The following is an 18,289-nucleotide window of genomic DNA, read 5'->3' as shown; positions in this document are numbered from 1 at the left end:
GCCCCCACCCACCGGACAGAACCGGGAAACCAGGCCCGCCCCCACCCACCGAGCGGAACCGAGGCCACACCAGCCCCCACCCACCGGACAGAAACCGGAAACCAGGCTCGCCCCCGCTCACCGGACAGACCCCGCAACACCGGCCGCCCCTACACCGTGGCGGCGGCCGGTCAGGAGTTCAGCTCGGCCAGCACCCGCAGCGTCTGGGGGTCGGGGGCGGTCACCAGGAGGTCGGTGACCGGGCCCTGTCGCCACAACTCCAGCCGCTCCGCGATCCGTTCGCGCGGCCCGACGAGCGAGATCTCGTCCGCGAAGGCGTCCGGTACGGCGCGTACCGCCTCCTCCTTGCGGCCCTGGAGGAACAGCTCCTGGATCCGGCGGGCCTCCTCCTCGTACCCCATCCGTGCCATCAGGTCGGCATGGAAGTTCCTGGCCGCGTGCCCCATGCCGCCGATGTAGAAGCCGAGCATCGCCTTGACGGGGAGCAGCCCCTCGGCGAGGTCGTCGCAGACCACGGCGCGCGCCATGGGGGCGATCAGAAAGCCGTCCGGGGCCTTCGCCAGCGACTCCCGGTAGACCTCGGTGCGGACCGGCGACCAGTACAGCGGCAGCCAGCCGTCCGCGATCCGGGTGGTCTGGGCGATGTTCCGGGGGCCCTCGGCGCCCAGCAGGACGGGGAGGGTGGCGCGCAGCGGATGCGTGATGGGCTTGAGGGGCTTGCCGAGGCCGGTGCCGTCCGGGCCGCGGTACGGGTGCGGGTAGAAGCGCCCGGCCACCTCCACCGGGCCCTGCCGGTGCAGGACTTGGCGGATGGCGTCCACGTATTCCCGGGTGGCGGTCAGCGGGCTCTTGGGGAACGGCCGTCCGTACCAGCCCTCGACGACCTGCGGGCCCGACAGCCCCAGGCCGAGCAGCACCCGCCCGCCGGAGAGGTGGTCGAGGGTGAGGGCGTGCATCGCGGTGGCCGTGGGGGTGCGGGCGGCCATCTGGGCGATGCCGGTGCCCAGTTTGATGCGGGAGGTGTGCGCGGCGATCCAGGTGAGCGCGGTGAAGGCGTCCGAGCCCCAGGCCTCCGCGGTCCACACCGAGTCGTAGCCCAGCCGCTCGGCCTCGCGGGCGAGTTCGAGGTGCCGGGGGTCGGGGCCGCGCCCCCAGTAGCCGAGTGCCAGACCGAGTCGCATGCTGCCTGCCCTCCGACGGTGGCGATAGCTGATGTGGTGTCAGGTGCGGGTACGGCCTGCGAACTGTACGGCCGTGCCGCGGACATGGCAACGGCCCCCCGCCCTGGAGGGCGAGGGGCCGCCCGGCCGGAGGCCGGAAAGGACCGCGGTGCGGGTGGTCGGCGTCAGCCGCGCTGGATGCCGGTGGTGTCCTGGAGGACGCCGCGCCGGCCGTCCTGGGTCTGCGCGATCAGCGCCTGGCCGCGCTGCTCCACCGCCAGGTACCAGGTGCCGGGGGCCAGTTCGGCGATCGGCGACGGGCTGCCCTCCTCGCTGTAGAGCGGGCGGGCGACCGGTACCGCGAACCAGAACGGGGCGAAGTCGGCCGGGCTGCCGGCGGCCTGGGTGGCGCCCGCCGCGCCGCCGGCCGTGGCGTCCGCGGCCTGCTGGCCGTAGGTCTGGGCGGGCTGCGGCTGGTGCTGGCCGCCCGGGTAGCCGTAGCCGCCCTGCTGCGGGGCGCCCGGGTAGCCGTATCCCGGGGTGGCGCCGGCGCCGCCGTACGGGGCGACCGGCGGCCGGGGGGCGCTGACCAGCGCGGCCTGGAGCGCCGGGACGAGCGGGGTGGCCACCGCGGTGCCCGCCAGGACCAGCGTGCCGAGCAGGCCGAGGATCAGGCCGGCGCCCGGTCCCCCCGGGCTGTCGATGAGCGCCCAGAACGCGGTCCAGGCGGCGAAGACGGCCAGCGCCGTACCGAACTGGCCGAGGTCCAGTCCGGCGACCTTGCACGGCTGCGGCAGCGCCCGGGCCACCACGATCAGCGCGGCGGCGATGACACCCGCGAGGAAGATGCTCATCAGCAGGTGCAGCGATTGCCAGGCGTTCATGTCGATGACGCCGGACGAGTTGAGGCTGAGGAACGAGGCGATGAACAGCAGCACCGCTGCTCCGATCGCCACGCCATCGCCTCGACTGAGGGAGCGGATGTTCACGTAGAGGTCCTTTGTCGGTTTCGTGTTCTGGTCGACGTCGTGTTTCCGGTCGACGCTGTCGCTGGCGCGCGCGGTGCGAGGCACGGCGGTGGCCCCCCATGGTAAAGGGGAACCCTGCCCCGAATCCTGTGGACCGTCCCGCGGGTATCGGCGTGGCCGTCACGATGGCGGAAGCCGGCGGCGTGCCGGTACGGGACGCGTCAGGAAGTCCGGTCGGTACGTCCGGTCAGCGCGTCAAGAAGTCCGTGATGCCCTCCGCGATCCCGCGGGCCGCTTTCTGCCGCCACTGGGCGTCGGTCAATTCCGCGGCGTCCTTCGGGTCGCGCATGTTGCCGCACTCGATGAACACCTTCGGCACCGTCGAGAGGTTGAGACCGCCGAGGTCGGAGCGGGTGTCGAGGCCCGTCCCGTGGCCGACGTAATTGGACGGGGCGCTTCCGGTCGCCGCCACGAACCGCCCGGCCAGCCGCTCGCCCAGCTCCCGCGAGGGGCCGGTGATCGCGGAGGTGTCGGCGGCGCCGGCCTTGACCGGGGCCGGGAGGATGACGTGGAAGCCGCGGTTGCCCACGGCCGAGCCGTCGGCGTGGATGGAGACGGCGGCGTCGGCGTGCGCGGCGTTGCCGATGGCGGCGCGCTCGTCCACGCACGGGCCGTAGGGCCGGTCGCCGTCCTGGGTGAAGACGACCTTGGCGCCCTCCGCCTGGAGGAGAGTCCGGGTGCGCCGGGCGACGTCGAGGGTGAAGGACGCCTCGGCGTAGCCGTCGTCGGTCGAGGTGCCGGTGGTGTCGCACTCCTTGCGGTCGTTGCCGATGTCCACGAGGCGGGCGATCTGTCGGGTGTGGTCCTGGTTGGTCGGGTTGTGGCCGGGGTCGAGCAGCACCGTCCTGCCCTTGAGGCCGGCGTGCGGGCCGCCCGGGTGGCCGGAGGGGGAGCCGGTCGACGGTCCTGCGGGTCCGCCCTTGGGGTCGGGTGACGGGGAGCCGGCGGCGGACGTCCCGGCGCGCTGCGGGCCGCCGCCCGGCGACCGCCAGACCAGCCAGCCCGCGGCGCCGACGGCCACCACGGCGGCCAGCGCGATCAGCAGGGTGCCGCGCAGGCGGCGGCGGGGCGGGGGGAAGGTACTGCCGTTCGACACGTTCGCGATCGTAGCCCGCTCAGATTCCGGGGCCGGTGCGGCGCAGGACGTGCAGCGAGCGGTGCGCCGCGACCTCGGTGAACGCGCCGGACGCCAGGGCCCTGCGGTAGATCCGGTACGGGGCCTGGCCGCCGTCCGCCGGGTCCGCGAAGACGTCGTGGATGACCAGCAGGCCCTCGGGCGCGACGTGCGGGGCCCAGCCCTCGTAGTCGGCGGTGGCGTGCTCGTCGGTGTGCCCGCCGTCGATGAACACCAGGCCCACCGGCGCCTGCCACAGGGCCGCGGCCTGCGGCGACCGGCCCACCAGGGCGATCACGTGGTCCTCCAGGCCCGCGGCGTGCAGGGTGCGGCGGAAGGCGGGCAGGGTGTCCATCCGCCCGACCACCGGGTCGACGACCTCGGGGTCGTGGTACTCCCAGCCCGGCTGCTGCTCCTCGCTGCCCCGGTGGTGGTCGACGGTGACGGCCACCACGCCGGCCGCGCGGGCGGCGTCGGCGAGCAGGATCGTGGAGCGCCCGCAATAGGTGCCGACCTCCACCAGCGGCAGCCCGAGCGCCGCCGCCTCGGTGGCCGCCGCGTACAGCGCGCGCCCTTCGTCCGCCGGCATGAAGCCCTTCGCCGCCTCGAACGCGGCGAGGATCTCCGGCCGGGGAGCTGTCGGAGCCGTGGGGGCGGTCATGCGCGTCCTCCTGGTGTGCGGCGGCGGTCAGTGGCTCATCGTGCCGTATGCCGCGAGCGATATCGGAACGGGGGTTCGCATTTCGCCGGCCGGACGTTGTGCCGGCGGGTGTTTCCGGCGTCCGCGGCGGGACCCGGGAATGCGGCGAATTCGCCCGCCGGGCGGCGGAGCCGGCGGGCGAACGGAATGGCGGAACGGTCCGCACGGGAATTCACCCGGCCGTTTCCGGTTCGCATCCGTGCCAATTCCGCCCGGTCCGTACCGCTTCTGCCGACCACCCCGGTGCCCGCGCGGCGTCCGCCCCCGCCGCCACCTGACCTTCCATCAGGTTGAAACGTGTTCTACTCTGCCCAGCCATGGGCATCGGAATCACACAGGACCACCATGACCTGGCCGAGGCGGCCCGTGGCTGGGCCGCCCGCGCCGTGCCGCCCGGCGAGGTGCGCAAGCTCCTCGACACCGGGCCCGCGCGCCCCGGCCGGCCCGCGTACTGGGACGGACTCGCCGCCCAGGGCCTGCTCGGCCCGCACCTCCCGGAGGCCGACGGCGGGGGTGGCGGCACCCCGCTCGATCTCGCCGTCGTCCTGGAGGAGTTCGGCCGCGCCGCGCTCCCCGGGCCCTATCTGCCCACCGTCCTCGCCGCCGGACTGCTGCACCGCGGCGGCGCGCCCCGGGACCTCGTACGGGCCCTGGCCACCGGCGAACGCATCGCCGCCGTCGCCCTCGGCGCCGGCTCGCTCACCGCCACGGCGGACGCCGACGGCTACGTGCTCGACGGCGCCGCGCCACCGGTCCTGGCCGGCGCCGACGCCGATCTGCTCGTGCTGGCCGCGCAGCGCCCCGCCGGCGAGGTCTGGCTGGCCGTCGACGCCGGCTCCCTCTCGGTCCGCACCCAGGACAGCGCCGACCCCACGCGGCCGGTCGCCGAGGTGCGCGCGGACCGCGTGCCGGTCCCCGGCGGCCGGCGGCTGGCCCTCGACGGCGCCCTGGTCCACGACCTGGCCGGCGTGCTGACCGCCGCGGAGGCGTGCGGCACCGCCGCCTGGGCGGTGCACACCGCCGCCGAACACGCCGCGGTGCGCGAGCAGTTCGGCCGCCCGATCGGCCGGTTCCAGGGCGTCAAGCACCGCTGCGCCGACATGCTCGTGCGCTGCGAGCAGGCCCGTGCGCTGGTCTGGGACGCGGCCCGCGCGCTGGACGAACCGCCCGGGGTGCGCGGGCTGGTCGCCGCGCTGGCCACCGCGACCGCCCTGGACGCCGCGGTCGGCTGCGCCAAGGACTGCATCCAGATCCTCGGCGGCATCGGCTTCACCTGGGAGCACGACGCCCATCTCCATCTGCGCCGCGCGGTCACCGCCCGCCAACTCCTCGGCGACGGCGACCGCCACCGGCTGCGGGCCGCCCGCCACGCCGCCGGCGGCGCCCGCCGTGCGCTCCGGCTGGAACTCCCGGCCACGGCGGACGCGTTCCGGGAGCGGGCCCGCGGCGTGATCGACGGCGTCCGCGGCCTGGACCCGGCCGCCGCCCGCCGCGCCCTGGCCCCCACCGGCTATGCGGCACCCCACCTCCCCGAGCCCTACGGACTGGCCGCGGGCCCCGTCCAGCAGCTGGCGATCCAGCAGGAACTGGCCGCCGCCGGCGTCCGGATCGGCGATCTCGGCATCGCCACCTGGGTGGTCCCCTCGCTCCTCGCCCACGGAACCACCGCCCAGCAGCGGCGGTATCTGCCGCCGACGCTGCGCGGCGACCTCCTGTGGTGCCAGCTCTTCTCCGAGCCGGAGGCCGGCTCGGACCTGGCCTCGCTGCGCACCCGCGCGACGCCGGCCGAGGGCGGCGGCTGGCGGATCAACGGCCAGAAGGTCTGGATCTCGGCCGCCCAGTGGGCCGACCACGGCATCCTGCTCGCCCGCACCGACCCCGACGCGCCCAAGCACCGCGGCCTGACGTTCTTCCTCGTCGACATGAAGACCCCCGGGATCGACGTCCGCCCCCTGAAGGAGATCACCGGGGACGCCCTCTTCAACGAGGTCTACTTCGACGATGTGCTGCTGCCGGCGGACGCGGTGGTCGGCCGGGCCGGCGACGGCTGGCGGGTCGCCCGCACCACGTTGGACAACGAACGCGTCCACATGGCCGACCAGTTGACCTTCGACACCGGGCTCGAAACGCTCCTCGACCGCACCGCCGGACTGGACGCGGCGGTGCGGGCGCGGGTCGGTGCGCTGGCCGCCGAGGCGCATGCGCTGGGCTGCATCGGGCTGCGCAGCACGCTCCAGCAGGTGTCGGGCCTGGAGCCGGGCCCCGGCGCCGGCATCCGCAAGCTGGTGCAGACCGACCACCAGCAGAAGGTCGCCGAACTGGCGCTGGAACTCCTCGGCCCGGCCGGCGCGGTGCGCGAGGGCGCCGGCGAACGGGCCCTGCACGACTTCCTGATGTCCCGCTGCCTGACCATCGCCGGCGGCACGAGCCAGGTCCAGCGCAATGTCATCGCGGAACGGCTGCTGGGCCTGCCGCGGGACCCGGAGCCCCGCCCCCTCATCTGACCCCAGGAGGCTCTCCAAGCCACCCGCTGGGCGCGACCGGCCTGGCCCGGACCGCCGAACCGGTATGGCAGCTGCGCGGAACGGCGGGCGGGCGCCGGGTACCCGGCGCCCGGGTCGGCCCGGCCCACAGCATCGGGCCGGGCGGCGCGGCGGTGGTGACGCTGCTGCGGAAGTGAGGGGAGGGGGAGAGAGAAACGTATGGGGCGCGCTCCTGGGGCGCGTCCTACGCCTCCGGACCTAGGGCGTTCGGCAGATGCACCGTGCACCGATATCCCGATGCGCCGGGCGCGCGGCGGGTGCGAGCATGGTCCGCATGCCCCCGATAGCCACCTCTTCCACGCAGTCCGCCGCCCCACGCCGGGCGGCGGCGCCGTACTGGCTGGTGATGCTGCTGGTCTGCGCCGGGCAGTTCCTGGTCATCCTGGACGTCTCCGTCGTGAACGTGGCGCTGCCCGCCATGCGTTCCGGCCTGGGACTGTCGGAACTGGGCCTCCAGTGGATCGTCAACGCCTACGTGATCACCTTCGCGGGCTTCATGCTGCTCGGCGGCCGGGCCGCCGACATCTTCGGCCGCAAGCGCATCTTCGTCCTCGGGCTGGCGCTCTTCACCGTCGCGAGCCTGGCCGGCGGACTCGCCCAGCAGCCCTGGCAGTTGATCGCGGCCCGCACCGTCCAGGGCGTCGGCGCCGCGGTGCTCTCCCCGGCGACGCTGACCATCCTCACCACGTCGTTCCCGGCCGGCCCGGCCCGTACCCGCGCCATCGCCACCTGGACCGCGGTCGGCGCGGGCGGCGGCGCGGTGGGCGGTCTGGTCGGCGGGGTGCTCGTCCAGTACCTGTCGTGGCGCTGGGTGCTGCTGATCAACGTGCCCGTCGGGGCGCTGGTCCTGGCCGGGGCGGTGACCTGGCTCACCGAGAGCCGGCAGGGCGCCGCGCGGCGGCTGGACGTGCCCGGCGCGCTGCTGGTGACCTGCGGGCTCGGGCTGATGGCGTACGGGATCGTGCAGACCGAGACGCACGGCTGGGGGTCGGCCGCCGCGCTGCTGCCGCTGGCCGCCGGGCTTCTGGTGGTCGCGGTCTTCGTCGCCGTCGAGGCGCGCGCCAAGGCCCCGCTGATGCCGCTGGGGCTCTTCCGGCTACGCTCGGTCTCGTCGGCGAACGCGGCGATGGTGCTGGCCGGCGCCGCGATGTTCTCCATGTGGTACTTCCTGTCCCTCTACACCCAGAACGTCCTCTCCTACACGCCACTTGAGGCCGGGCTCTCCTTCATCCCGCACTCGCTCTGCATCGTGCTGGGCTCGAAGCTCGCCCCGCGGCTGATGAACCGGCTCGGCGCCAAGACGCTGGCCGTCACCGGCGCGGCGATCTCGCTCTGCGGCATGCTGTGGCAGAGCACCATGACCGCCGACGGGACGTACCTGGGCACGATCCTCGGCCCCGGCGTGCTGATGGCGCTGGGCGCCGGAATGACCGCGACACCGACCGCGGCCATCGCCACCTCCGGCGCGGACCCGGCCGACCAGGGCCTGGTCTCCGGACTGATCAACACCTCCCGTCAAATGGGCGGCGCGCTGGGCCTGTCGGTCCTCTCCACCATCGCCGCCGCAAAGATCGCCGAGGGCCACGGCCGGACCGCGCTGGCGAGCGGCTACGGGCTCGCCTTCGGGTCCGGCGCGATCGTGCTGGTGGCCTCCGTCGTGCTGATGCTGCTCGCCCTGCCGCGCCGCCGTGCGGGGGCCGCCCAGGGGTGACCTCCCGGCCGGGGGCCAAGTGCCTGCCCCCGGCGCCAGCTCCGCCCCGCCGCTACAGCCAGCCGTTGCGGCGGGCCGCCCGTACGGCCTCCATGCGGTTGCGGGTGCCGGTCTTGCCGATGGCCGCCGAGAGGTAGTTGCGGACGGTGGCCTGGGACAGGTGCAGCCTGCCGGCGATATCGGCGACCGTCGCGCCGTCCACGGCCGCGGTGAGCACATCGCGTTCGCGCCGGGTCAGCGGGTTGGGGCCGGCGCTCAGTGCCGCCGCGGCCAGCCCGGGGTCGATGACCTGCTCACCGGCGAGGACCCGGCGGATCGCCGCCGCCAGGTCCTCCACCGGCCCGTCCTTCACCAGGAAGCCGGACGCCCCGGCCTCCATGGCACGGCGCAGATAGCCGGGCCGGCCGAACGTCGTCACGATCAGCACCTTGCACGACGGCAGCTGCGCGCGCAGATCGGCGGCGGCGTCCAGCCCGCTGCGGCCCGGGAGTTCGATGTCCAGCAGCGCCACATCGGGCCGGGCGGCCAGCGCCGCATCGACGATCTGATCGCCCGCCGGGACCTGGGCGACGACCTCCATGTCCTCCTCCAGGTCGAGCAGCAGCGCCAGCGCGCCCCGCATCATTCCCTGGTCCTCCGCCAGCAGGACCTTGATCACCTGGTCAACTCCTCCGCATCCGCCATGTCACCCGCGCCCACCGGCAGTTCGGCGGTCACGCGGAAGCCGCGCCGGCCATCGGGACCGCTGCGCAGCGTGCCGCCCGCCGCGGCCAGCCGCTCGGCCAGCCCCTTCAGGCCGGTACCGCCCACGGGGCCGCGGCCGTTGCCGCCGGCCGGGTCAGCCGGGTCAGCCGGGTCAGCCGGGTCAGCCGGGTCGGCCGCGTCGTCCGGGCCGCCCCGCGGCACGGCGGAACCGTCCGGTCCGGCAGCACCGGAGCCTACGGGACCGCGGCCGTCGTCCGTGATCGTCAGCCGGGCCCGGTCGTCGTCGGCGTGCAGTGCGATCTCGCAGCGGGTGGCGCCGCTGTGCCGCACGGTGTTGGTCACGCCCTCGCGGACCACCCAGCCCAGCAGCGCCTCGGCCTGCGCGGGCAGCGGCGGCCCGGACAGCCGTACCACGGGGTCGATGCCGGCCGCCTCCAGCGCCGAACGGGCCCGGTCCAGCTCGGTGCCGAGGCTGCCCTCGCGGTAGCCGGTGACCGCCTCGCGGATCTCGGTCAGCGCCTGCCGGCCGACCGCCTCGATGTCGGCGGCCTGGGCCAGCGCGGCATCGAGGTTGCGCGGCGCCAGCCGGCGGACCGCCTCGGCCTTGACCACCACCACGGACAGGGTGTGGCCCAGCAGGTCGTGCAGATCGCGGGAGAACCGCAGCCGCTCCCGCTCCACGGCGCTGCGTGCCAGTTCCTGACGGGTGGTCCGCAGCTCCTGGATCGTGTCGAAGAGGCTGAGGACCGTCGCCGTCACCATGCCGGACAGGAACGTGGCGTAGCCGATGCCGAACGAGCCGGACGGGCTGTGATCGACCCAGCCGGACAGAAAGCCGGCCGAGCCGCTGAGCGCGATCAGCCAGATGCCCAGGGGCCGGCCGCGCAGTGCGCGCACCGTACCGGAGGCCAGCGACAGCAGCGGGAAGAACAGGAACCAGTCGCCCTGGAAGCCGAGCGCGATGGCGAAGGTGACGGCGGTCAGCGCGGCCAGGGCGTAGAGCGGGTAACGGGTGTCGCGCCTGCGGGGGTTGAAGGAGGAGAAGACGACGCTGACGTAGAGGGAGTTGAAGGCCAGGATTCCGGCGCCGGCCAGCACCGGGTGGTCGGTCCTGCCCTGGATGATGTTGGAGAACGCCCCCAGTCCCATCAGCAGCCAGGGCAGGAAGGTGTACCGGTTGGGTCCCTTCATCTGCCGCTCGCCCCGCTTCGGCAGCGCCGCGCACGACCCCTGACCGTCGCCGCTGCCGCCGTTTCCGCTGCTGCCGCCGGGCATCGCGCCCCATCTCCGCTGCTGTGCCATCTGCCTCACGCCGTTCCTCACACCGAGCGGGCCGCCCGGCGGTACGCGAACACCGCGTAACCGCCGAAGAGTGCCAGCCGGCGACCGGCACCGCCACCCGGCCCGTCGCGCCGGTGCGCCCGGCCCGCCGGCCGTCCTGGTCCTCGTCCGACGCCCCACCGGCGTCGTGCCCATGACGCTACGGGCCTCCGCCGCCGGGTGGCAGATGCGAATGTGCGGGATCCGCCCTGACAAATGTCACGGTCCGCCGGGCGGCACCGCACCACCGTCCCGCCGGACCGCACCACCGTCCCGCCGGACCGCCCCGCGACCCGTCCGCGCCCGCCTCCCGACCCCGGACCTGACTCCCCGTCAGAGGACTTCCGGCCGCGGCGCGCATCGGCTATACATGGGGCCATCGGTTAGAACGCGTTCTAGAAGTGTGCCGGTGCGCCGGCCGGACGCGGTCCGCCGACCCGATACGACCCCGGCACGGTCGACGGTGCGGACGGCCGGGCCGGGGTCTCACACCGTGGTGAAGGAGCAGCACCCCGATGCCCATCGACGCCGCCAAGGCCACCTCCGCCGAGCCGCGGACCACCGAACTCGCCTGGGACCACAAGGACGTCCAGCTCTACCACCTCGGCATCGGCGCCGGCGCGGCCACCCCCGAGAAGCCGCACCCCGCCACCGACCCGGACGAGCTCCGCTACACCCTGGAGAGCGCGCTGCACGTCCTGCCCAGCTTCGCCACCGTCGCCGGCGGGGGCATGGCGCTCGCCGGCGGGCTCTCCGCCCCCGGTATCGACGTCGACCTGGCCGCCGTCCTGCACGGCGGGCAGACCGTCATCGTGCACCGTCCGCTGCCCGTCCGCGGCCGGGCCACCCAGACCTCGACGGTCCCCGCCGTCCACGACAAGGGCAAGGCCGCCGTCATCGTGCTGCGCTCCGAAGTGGCCGACGGCGACGGCCCGTTGTGGACCTGCGACACGCAGATCTTCGTCCGCGGCGAGGGCGGCTTCGGCGGCGAACGCGGGCCCTCCGCACGCCTCGAACCGCCCGAGCGGGCGCCCGACCTGACCACCGAGCGGCTCATCCGCGAGGACCAGGCGCTGCTCTACCGCCTGTCCGGCGACTGGAATCCGCTGCACGCGGACCCGGAGTTCGCCAAGCTCGCCGGGTTCGACCGGCCGATCCTCCACGGGCTGTGCTCGTACGGGGTCACGCTGAAGGCGGTCGTCGACACGGCGCTGGGCGGCGACGTCACACGGGTCCGCTCGTACACCACCCGCTTCGCCGGGGTGGTCTTCCCGGGGGAGACGCTGCGCATCCGCGTCTGGCGGGACGCCCCCGAGGCGGGCCGCCTCCAGGTGTCGGTCACCTCGGCCGACCGCGACGACGCGCCGGTGCTGGCGGACACCGTGATCGGGTACCGCTAGGCCCTGTCCGATAGGCCAGGGTCGGACCGGCCCTGGCCGCCACGACGGGCCGCGGCGGGCCCGCCGCACATCTAGTTGCCGTGAAGCCGCGAGAGGAGCCGTGAGTGCGCATGCGCGCAGCCGTACTGCACGAGACGGGACAGGACAAGCTCGAGGTGCTCGACGACGTCGAGGCGATGGGGTTCGGGCCGGGGAAGGTCCGGATCCGCATCCGGGCCACCGGGCTGTGCCACTCCGATCTCTCCGCGATGAACGGGGTGCTGCCGCAGCCCGCGCCGTTCGTCCCCGGGCACGAGGGCGCCGGCGAGATCCTCGACGTCGGCGACGGGGTCACCGGCCTGACGCAGGGTGACCGGGTCCTGATGTGCTGGCTGCCCGCCTGCGGCGGCTGCCCGTCCTGCAAGCGCGGCCAGACGCATCTGTGCCTGGCCGGGTTCCTGAACGCCGGCACGCCCAACTTCCGGCGCCCCGGCGGGGAGGTCTTCGGTTTCGCCGGGACCGGAACCTTCGCCGAGGAGGTCGTGGTGGCCGCCAACTGCGCGGTCCCCATCCCCGACGACGTCCCGTACGAGATCGCCGCGCTGATCGGCTGCGGGGTCACCACCGGCCTCGGCGCCGCCCTCAACACCGCGCGGGTGGCGGCCGCGTCCTCGGTCGCGGTGATCGGCTGCGGCGGCGTCGGCATCTCCGTCATCCAGGGCGCGCGGGCCTGCGGGGCCGCGCAGATCATCGCCGTCGACCCGGTGGCCGCCCGCCGCGAGGCGGCCCTCCGCTTCGGCGCCACCGAGGCCGTCGCGCCGGACGAACTCGCCGACGCCAAGGCCCGGATCACCGGTGGTGAGGGCTTCGACTACGTCTTCGAGGTCGTCGGCAGGTCCGCCACGGCCCGCACCGCGTACGAGACGACCCGGCGCGGCGGCACCCTGTGCGTGGTCGGCGCGGGCGCGCTGGACGACAGCTTCCAGGTCAACATGTTCGAGCTGTTCTTCGACGAGAAGCGGATCCTGCCGTCGCTGTACGGGGGCGGCGACGTGCTGCGGTCCTACGAGCGGGCCATCGCGCTGTGGCGGGCCGGCCGGATCGACCTCGAAGGGCTGATCACCCACCGCGTCCGGCTCGCCGAGGTCAACGACGCCCTCGACCAGATGCGTTCGGGAACCTCGCTCCGCACCTGTATCGAGATCTGACCCGCATCGGGATCCGAACCCGCATCGAGATCCGACGCCGCACCGCCGTACGGGACGACTGCACAGGAGAGGACACGCATGGCACAGCCACTGGAGGGCCTGACCGCGATCGTCACGGGTGCCGGACGCGGTCTGGGCCGGGCCGAGGCCCTGGAACTCGCCCGCCTCGGCGCCCGCGTCGTCGTCAACGACCTTGGGGGAGGCTCGGGCACCGCCTCAGCCGCCCCCGCCGAGGAGGTCGCCGAGGCGATCCGCGCCGCGGGCGGGCAGGCGGTCGCCCACCTCGGCGACGTCGCCGACCACCAACAGGCCGGCGCACTCGTCCAGTTGGCGATCGACACCTACGGCCGGCTGGACATCCTGGTCAACAACGCGGGGATCCTCCGGGACCGGATGGTGTTCTCGATGACCGAGGACGAGTGGGACTCGGTGATCCGCGTCCACCTCAAGGGGCACTTCAACACCACCCACTTCGCCGCCGCGCACTGGCGCGCCCGCTCCAAGGAGGCCGGCGGCCCGGTCCACGGGCGGATCGTCAACACCTCGTCCGAGGCGTTCCTCGCCGGCTCGGCCGGCCAGCCCAACTACGCGGCGGCCAAGGGCGGCATCGTCGGCCTCACCACCTCCACGGCGCTGGCGTTGGCCAAGTACGGCGTGACCGCGAACGCGATCTGCCCGCGCGCCCGCACCCGGATGACCGAGGACGTCTTCGCCGGGTTCCCGGCCCCGGACGACGGCGGCGTCGACCCGCTGGCACCCGAGCACGTGGCGCCGCTGGTCGGCTACCTGGCCTCCCCGGCCGCGGCCCGGGTCAACGGCCAACTGCTGGTCGTCCACGGCGGGATGGTGGCGATCGCCGAACGCCCGCGGATCGCCGCCAAGTTCGACACCGCCGGGGAGGTCTTCAGCTACGAGGAGCTGGACGGCCTGCTGACCCCGTACTACGACGGGCGCCCGGCGCACGAGACCTTCGCGGCGAGCGAGGTGCTGGGCCTCAAGCACGGCTGACGGCCGGCCCGTTCGGGTGCGGACCGGTCCGTGCGCGGAAACGGCCGTGGCCTTCGCCCGCGGGAAGCGGTGCGGCGGCCACGGCCGTCGGCGTCGGATGGGTCCTCAGGCGGTCTGCGCCTGCTGGTCCCGGCGGTGCCGGCCGTGCACGGCGGCCTGGGCCTCCTCGCTGGAGGAAGCCTGGCCGCGGTGCTTGCCGGAGCCTGCGGCCTCGGCGGCCTGGGCGGATGCCTCCTGGGGGCGCGCCTGGGTCGTGTCGGTTCGGGCTTCGGACATGGAAAGAGTCACTCCGTCAGATCGCTTACAGCTGTACGCGTCGGGACCTCCCCCAGCTACCGCCGGGGCGAAACCCGTGCGGCGCTGTCGGTGGCCGGGTCAACCGGCTGCGTAGCCCCCGCCCGAATAGTAACGGGGCGGGATTGACCGCTCCACCGGGCCTCCCGGGCCGCAAGAGGTGCCTGTTGCAGGGGCACTGGCCTGCACATTCGGGGATGCGTGGGACTGCTGTTCGGTTCCGTGTCGACGGCCTTCGGATGTGGAGATGCTGTGGAGTCGTTGCCGGTATGGGCAGCATCCGGGACAATCCCGCCCCCGGAATGCGTGCTTCCTGATCCGCCCGCCGGGGCGGGCGGCACGGCGGACGGGGCGGCGGTCGGCACCGTCAGTGGCACCGCGACCGGCTCCAGCGGTACGGCCATCCGCGCCACCCCGCACGGCACCGCGTCCGTCGCGTAGGGCAGCAGGAGTTCACCGTCCCGCGTCCACAGCCCGGCCCCCGCCAGCCAGCCCGCCGGCACCCGGAACTGCCGCAACCGCCGCCCCGCGGGCTGCCATACGCCCAGCCACGTCCCGCTCGCGGCGTCGATCCGGAACGCCACCGCACAGCTCTCCGGCAGCAGCATCCGCCCCGGCTGCACCGCGAACGGCGTCACCGCCATATCGGGAGCCCGCAGGCACTCCGGGAAGCGCACCGGCAGGCTGCTGCCGAGCACCCCCCAGCCCAGCCGGTCGTGCCCGGGGGCGTCGGACCGGACGAGCAGCAGCCCGCTGTCCGGATCGGCCAGCAGCAGCCGGTCGTTGCTCTCCTCGGTGATCTGGAGCAGCGGACTGGCCGGGCCGCCGCGCGCCAGATCGACCACCACGGTCTTGGTCCGGCCGTCCAGCTCCCGGTCCAGCGCCAGCAGCCGCCCGTCGTGGTCCAGCCAGGCGCCGCCCGTGCAGCGCCCCGGCACCACGGCGACCCGCTCCGGCCCGGCCGCGCCGCCGTGCACCAGCCACAGCGCGGTGTCCCGCACGCCGGGCGCCAGTGCATAGCCGAGCGTCCCGCGCGGGGTGGGTGGCAGCAGCGTCAGGGTGTCCGCCGGTACGGTGCCGAGCAGGACTTCCCGGGTCCCGGGGCCGGTCGGGTAGAGCAGCGAGACGGTGAAGCGGTCGGCGACGCGGCGCAGGATCAGCACCCGGCCGTCCGCGAGCGGCAGCAGTTCGCTGTCCGGCTCCTCGGGCTGACTGCCCGGCAGCGGGACCGCGTACGGCTCCGGGCCGCCGATCGTCCAGCGCTCCGGAAACCAGCTCCCGGCGGCGTCGTCGTGACGCGCGAGCCGGGCGGCGTACGAGCCGTCGGCGGCGATCGTCAGCGCCGCGCGGTGCGGGCTGTCGAGCGATGTGGCGTCCTCACTGGCACAGATCGTCATCGGTTGCCACCTCCAGTGGAGGGACGTTAGTTTTCGCATTTCGGGCCGATCAACGACAGTTGCCGGTCTTCACGCATAAGGGTGGCGATTGTCCGGTTCGCCGGTGCTGGGTGGGGTGGTTGTGCCTCGTGCTTCGAGGATGCGTGAGGTCAGGTCGCCCTGAGTTGTCGCCGGGGCGCCGGAGCGCCGCGTCCGGTGGCCGGTGGCAGCCGATCCGGCCTGGAGTGTGTGACCACGGCGCCGGCGCCATGTCCGTCGCCCAGGGCGGCGAGGACTTCGGCGCGGCAAGGACTCCGGCAGGGCCGCCGAGGAGACCGCGAAGCCGGACAGGATCGCCCCGGCCATCTTCCCGATCCGCCCCGGCTTCACCCGCAAGCAGAACGTCCCGCTCAACGCCGCCGCCCTCGACAAGACCTCCGGGGCCCGGGCGAAGCTCGCCGCCTACGAGGCCAGGGCGAAGAAACCCGGTCACCGCCGCCGGCAGCGTCCTGGACGACCTGCGCGGCTTCCCCGTCGGGCACCGACCCGCGCGCACCCGGTGCCGGGCGCCCTTGGTGGACCGCGGGGCGGTGCGGTGGCACGGGTGAGAGGTAACCTTCCCCCCGTGCCCGCACTGTCTGAAGTCCTCGCCGCGCTCGACGTCCTCTGGCCCCCCGAGCGGGCCGAAGGATGGGACGCCGTCGGCACCGTCTGCGGCGACCCCGACGCCGAGGTCCGCCGGGTGCTGTTCGCCGTCGACCCGGTGCAGGAGATCGCCGACGAGGCGGTGCAGCTCGGCGCCGACCTCCTCGTCACCCACCACCCGCTCTACCTGCGCGGGACGACGACGGTCGCGGCCTCGACCTTCAAGGGCCGGGTCGTGCACAGCCTCATCAAGCACGACATCGCCCTGCACGTCGCGCACACCAACGCCGACACCGCCGACCCCGGTGTCTCCGACGCCCTGGCCGGCGCACTGGACCTGCGGATCCTGCGCCCCCTGGTGCCGGACGCGAGCGATCCGGCCGGCCGCCGCGGCCTGGGCCGGATCTGTGAACTCCCGCACCCGATGCGGCTGTCCGAGCTCGCCGGGTACGCCGCCGCCCGCCTGCCGGCCACCGCGCAGGGCATCCGGGCGGCCGGCGACCCGGATCGCGAGATCCGGACCCTCGCGGTCTCCGGCGGCTCCGGCGACAGCCTCTTCGACGACGTACGGGCGGCCGGCGTGGACGCGTTCCTCACCGCCGACCTGCGCCACCACCCGGCCTCCGAGGCCACCCAGCACAGCCCGTTGGCGCTGCTGGACGCGGCCCACTGGGCCACCGAATGGCCGTGGTGCGAGCAGGCCGCGGCCCAGCTCGACGCGGTCTCCGACCGGCACGGCTGGGGACTGCGCACGCATGTCTCCCGTACGGTCACCGACCCCTGGACCGCCCACGCGGCGTCCGCCCCGCTCACCAGCCCCCCTGACAATTCCCACACCACAGGAGCCCCACGCTGAACGCCGCGCCCGCCGACCAGATCCGCCTTCTCGACGTCCAGAGCCTGGACGTCCGGCTCACCCAGCTCGCGCACCGGCGCAAGAACCTCCCCGAGCTGGCCGAGCTGACGACCCTGGAGGCCGACCTCACCCAGCAGCGCGACCTGCTCGTCGCCGCGCAGACCGAGGAGAGCGACACCAGCCGCGAGCAGACCAAGGCGGAGCAGGACGTGGACCAGGTGCGCCAGCGCGCCGCCCGCGACCAGAAGCGCCTGGACTCCGGCGCCGTCACCTCCCCGAAGGACCTGGAGAACCTCCAGCGCGAACTGGCCTCGCTGGCCAAGCGCCAGGGCGACTTGGAGGACGTCGTACTGGAGGTCATGGAGCGCCGCGAGGCCGCTCAGGAGCGGGCCGCCGAGCTCACCGGCCGGGTCGCGGCCATCCAGGCCAAGGTCGACGATGCCACCGCCCGCCGGGACGCCGCCTACGCCGAGATCGACGCCGAGGCCGCCAGCGTCACCAAGGAGCGCGAACTGACCGTCGCCGACATCCCGGAGGCACTGGTCAAGCTCTACGACCGGATCCGCGCCAAGGAGGGCGGCGTCGGCGCGGCCCGCCTCTACCAGCGCCGCTGCGAGGGCTGCCGGCTGGAGCTGAACATCACCGAGCTCAACGAGGTCCGGGCCGCCGCCGCCGACGCCGTCGTGCGGTGCGAGAACTGCGGCCGCATCCTGGTCCGTACGCCCGACTCGGGCCTGTAGGCCATGGCGCGCAAGTTGATCGTCGAAGCGGACGGCGGCTCCCGGGGCAACCCCGGCCCGGCCGGCTACGGCGCGGTGGTCCTGGACCCGGCGACGGGCGAGGCGCTGGCCGAGGCCGCCGAGTTCATCGGCACCGCGACCAACAACGTCGCCGAGTACAAGGGCCTGCTGGCCGGGCTGCGCGCCGCGCACGCGCTGGACCCGCAGGCCACCGTCCACGTCCGGATGGACTCCAAGCTCGTCGTCGAGCAGATGTCGGGCCGCTGGAAGATCAAGCACCCGGACATGAAGCCGCTGGCCGCCGAGGCGAAGACGGTCTTCCCCGCGGACCGGGTCAGCTACGAGTGGATCCCCCGGGAGAAGAACAAGCACGCCGACCGGCTCGCCAACGAGGCGATGGACGCGGGCAAGAACGGCAAGCAGTGGGAGGCGCGCGACTCCCGGGCGGCACTGGCCACCGCCGGGGCGCCCGCCCGCAGCGCCGCGGCGCGCGCCGCGGACC

Annotated in this window: 16 protein-coding genes; 8 read left to right on the top strand and 8 right to left on the bottom strand. The window is 74.4% G+C overall.

What is annotated here, in order from left to right; all coding sequences use genetic code 11:
* Window positions 1–170 precede the first annotated feature (170 nt).
* The 4 genes from RZ84_RS10835 to RZ84_RS10820 all read right to left on the bottom strand — a co-directional run bounded on the left by RZ84_RS10835 (window position 171) and on the right by RZ84_RS10820 (window position 3,963).
* Complete coding sequence (locus RZ84_RS10835; protein WP_043264147.1) at window positions 171–1,181, bottom strand: LLM class F420-dependent oxidoreductase; 1,011 nt, start codon at window positions 1,179–1,181, stop codon at window positions 171–173.
* A gap of 164 nt (window positions 1,182–1,345) precedes the next feature.
* Complete coding sequence (locus RZ84_RS10830) at window positions 1,346–2,149, bottom strand: hypothetical protein (protein WP_043269581.1); 804 nt, start codon at window positions 2,147–2,149, stop codon at window positions 1,346–1,348.
* Window positions 2,150–2,375: 226 nt separating this feature from the next.
* The gene (locus tag RZ84_RS10825; RefSeq protein ID WP_043264146.1) at window positions 2,376–3,284 is read right to left on the bottom strand and encodes an N-acetylmuramoyl-L-alanine amidase; all 909 of its coding nucleotides are present in this window, start codon (window positions 3,282–3,284) and stop codon (window positions 2,376–2,378) included.
* A 19-nt stretch (window positions 3,285–3,303) separates the two neighbouring features.
* Window positions 3,304–3,963 (bottom strand): class I SAM-dependent methyltransferase, encoded by a 660-nt coding sequence (locus tag RZ84_RS10820; RefSeq protein WP_043264145.1) that lies wholly within the window; start codon window positions 3,961–3,963, stop codon window positions 3,304–3,306.
* 356 nt (window positions 3,964–4,319) lie between these two features.
* Between RZ84_RS10820 and RZ84_RS10815 the strand changes: the two genes are divergently transcribed.
* Together RZ84_RS10815 and RZ84_RS10810 are read left to right on the top strand one after the other, a co-directional pair.
* Window positions 4,320–6,506: an acyl-CoA dehydrogenase gene (locus tag RZ84_RS10815; RefSeq protein WP_043264144.1), complete on the top strand. Its 2,187-nt coding sequence runs from the start codon at window positions 4,320–4,322 to the stop codon at window positions 6,504–6,506.
* A 304-nt stretch (window positions 6,507–6,810) separates the two neighbouring features.
* Complete coding sequence (locus RZ84_RS10810; protein WP_043264143.1) at window positions 6,811–8,256, top strand: MFS transporter; 1,446 nt, start codon at window positions 6,811–6,813, stop codon at window positions 8,254–8,256.
* A 52-nt stretch (window positions 8,257–8,308) separates the two neighbouring features.
* On the opposite strand, the gene RZ84_RS10805 is transcribed toward RZ84_RS10810, so the two are convergent.
* Together RZ84_RS10805 and RZ84_RS10800 are read right to left on the bottom strand one after the other, a co-directional pair.
* On the bottom strand, window positions 8,309–8,914 hold the full coding sequence (locus RZ84_RS10805; protein ID WP_043264142.1) for a response regulator transcription factor: 606 nt from the start codon (window positions 8,912–8,914) through the stop codon (window positions 8,309–8,311).
* A complete protein-coding gene (locus tag RZ84_RS10800) occupies window positions 8,911–10,263 on the bottom strand; it encodes a histidine kinase (protein ID WP_052229874.1) in 1,353 nt (450 codons plus the stop codon). Before RZ84_RS10800 ends, RZ84_RS10805 begins: the two co-directional genes overlap by 4 nt.
* A 533-nt stretch (window positions 10,264–10,796) precedes the next feature.
* Here RZ84_RS10800 and RZ84_RS10795 point away from each other — a divergent pair.
* The 3 genes from RZ84_RS10795 to RZ84_RS10785 all read left to right on the top strand — a co-directional run bounded on the left by RZ84_RS10795 (window position 10,797) and on the right by RZ84_RS10785 (window position 13,876).
* Entirely contained in the window at window positions 10,797–11,681 is an 885-nt protein-coding gene (locus RZ84_RS10795; RefSeq protein ID WP_043264141.1) for a MaoC/PaaZ C-terminal domain-containing protein, read from the top strand.
* Between the two features lie 110 nt (window positions 11,682–11,791).
* Window positions 11,792–12,868, top strand: coding sequence for a Zn-dependent alcohol dehydrogenase (locus RZ84_RS10790; RefSeq protein WP_043264140.1), 1,077 nt, complete (start codon window positions 11,792–11,794; stop codon window positions 12,866–12,868).
* Window positions 12,869–12,946: 78 nt separating this feature from the next.
* Window positions 12,947–13,876, top strand: a complete 930-nt coding sequence (locus RZ84_RS10785; protein ID WP_043264139.1) for a 3-oxoacyl-ACP reductase — start codon at window positions 12,947–12,949, stop codon at window positions 13,874–13,876.
* A gap of 105 nt (window positions 13,877–13,981) precedes the next feature.
* On the opposite strand, the gene RZ84_RS39645 is transcribed toward RZ84_RS10785, so the two are convergent.
* Both RZ84_RS39645 and RZ84_RS10780 read right to left on the bottom strand, forming a co-directional pair.
* Window positions 13,982–14,152 (bottom strand): hypothetical protein, encoded by a 171-nt coding sequence (locus tag RZ84_RS39645; protein ID WP_198539967.1) that lies wholly within the window; start codon window positions 14,150–14,152, stop codon window positions 13,982–13,984.
* 56 nt (window positions 14,153–14,208) lie between these two features.
* The gene (locus RZ84_RS10780) at window positions 14,209–15,567 is read right to left on the bottom strand and encodes a hypothetical protein (RefSeq protein WP_052229873.1); all 1,359 of its coding nucleotides are present in this window, start codon (window positions 15,565–15,567) and stop codon (window positions 14,209–14,211) included.
* Window positions 15,568–16,171: 604 nt separating this feature from the next.
* Between RZ84_RS10780 and RZ84_RS10775 the strand changes: the two genes are divergently transcribed.
* The 3 genes from RZ84_RS10775 to RZ84_RS40915 form a co-directional block, all read left to right on the top strand.
* Window positions 16,172–17,047, top strand: coding sequence for a Nif3-like dinuclear metal center hexameric protein (locus RZ84_RS10775; RefSeq protein WP_043264138.1), 876 nt, complete (start codon window positions 16,172–16,174; stop codon window positions 17,045–17,047).
* A complete protein-coding gene (locus tag RZ84_RS10770) occupies window positions 17,044–17,787 on the top strand; it encodes a zinc ribbon domain-containing protein (protein ID WP_078893681.1) in 744 nt (247 codons plus the stop codon). The genes RZ84_RS10775 and RZ84_RS10770 overlap by 4 nt, the downstream gene beginning before the upstream one ends.
* Window positions 17,788–17,790: 3 nt before the next feature.
* Window positions 17,791–18,289: reverse transcriptase-like protein (locus RZ84_RS40915; RefSeq protein WP_241777652.1), on the top strand; the 499-nt coding region annotated here is incomplete at its 3' end.

The organism is Streptomyces sp. CT34, assembly GCF_000805335.1.
Taxonomy (GTDB): domain Bacteria; phylum Actinomycetota; class Actinomycetes; order Streptomycetales; family Streptomycetaceae; genus Streptomyces.
Note: the sequence above shows the minus strand (reverse complement) of the source record. Positions and strands in the feature narration are given on the sequence as shown.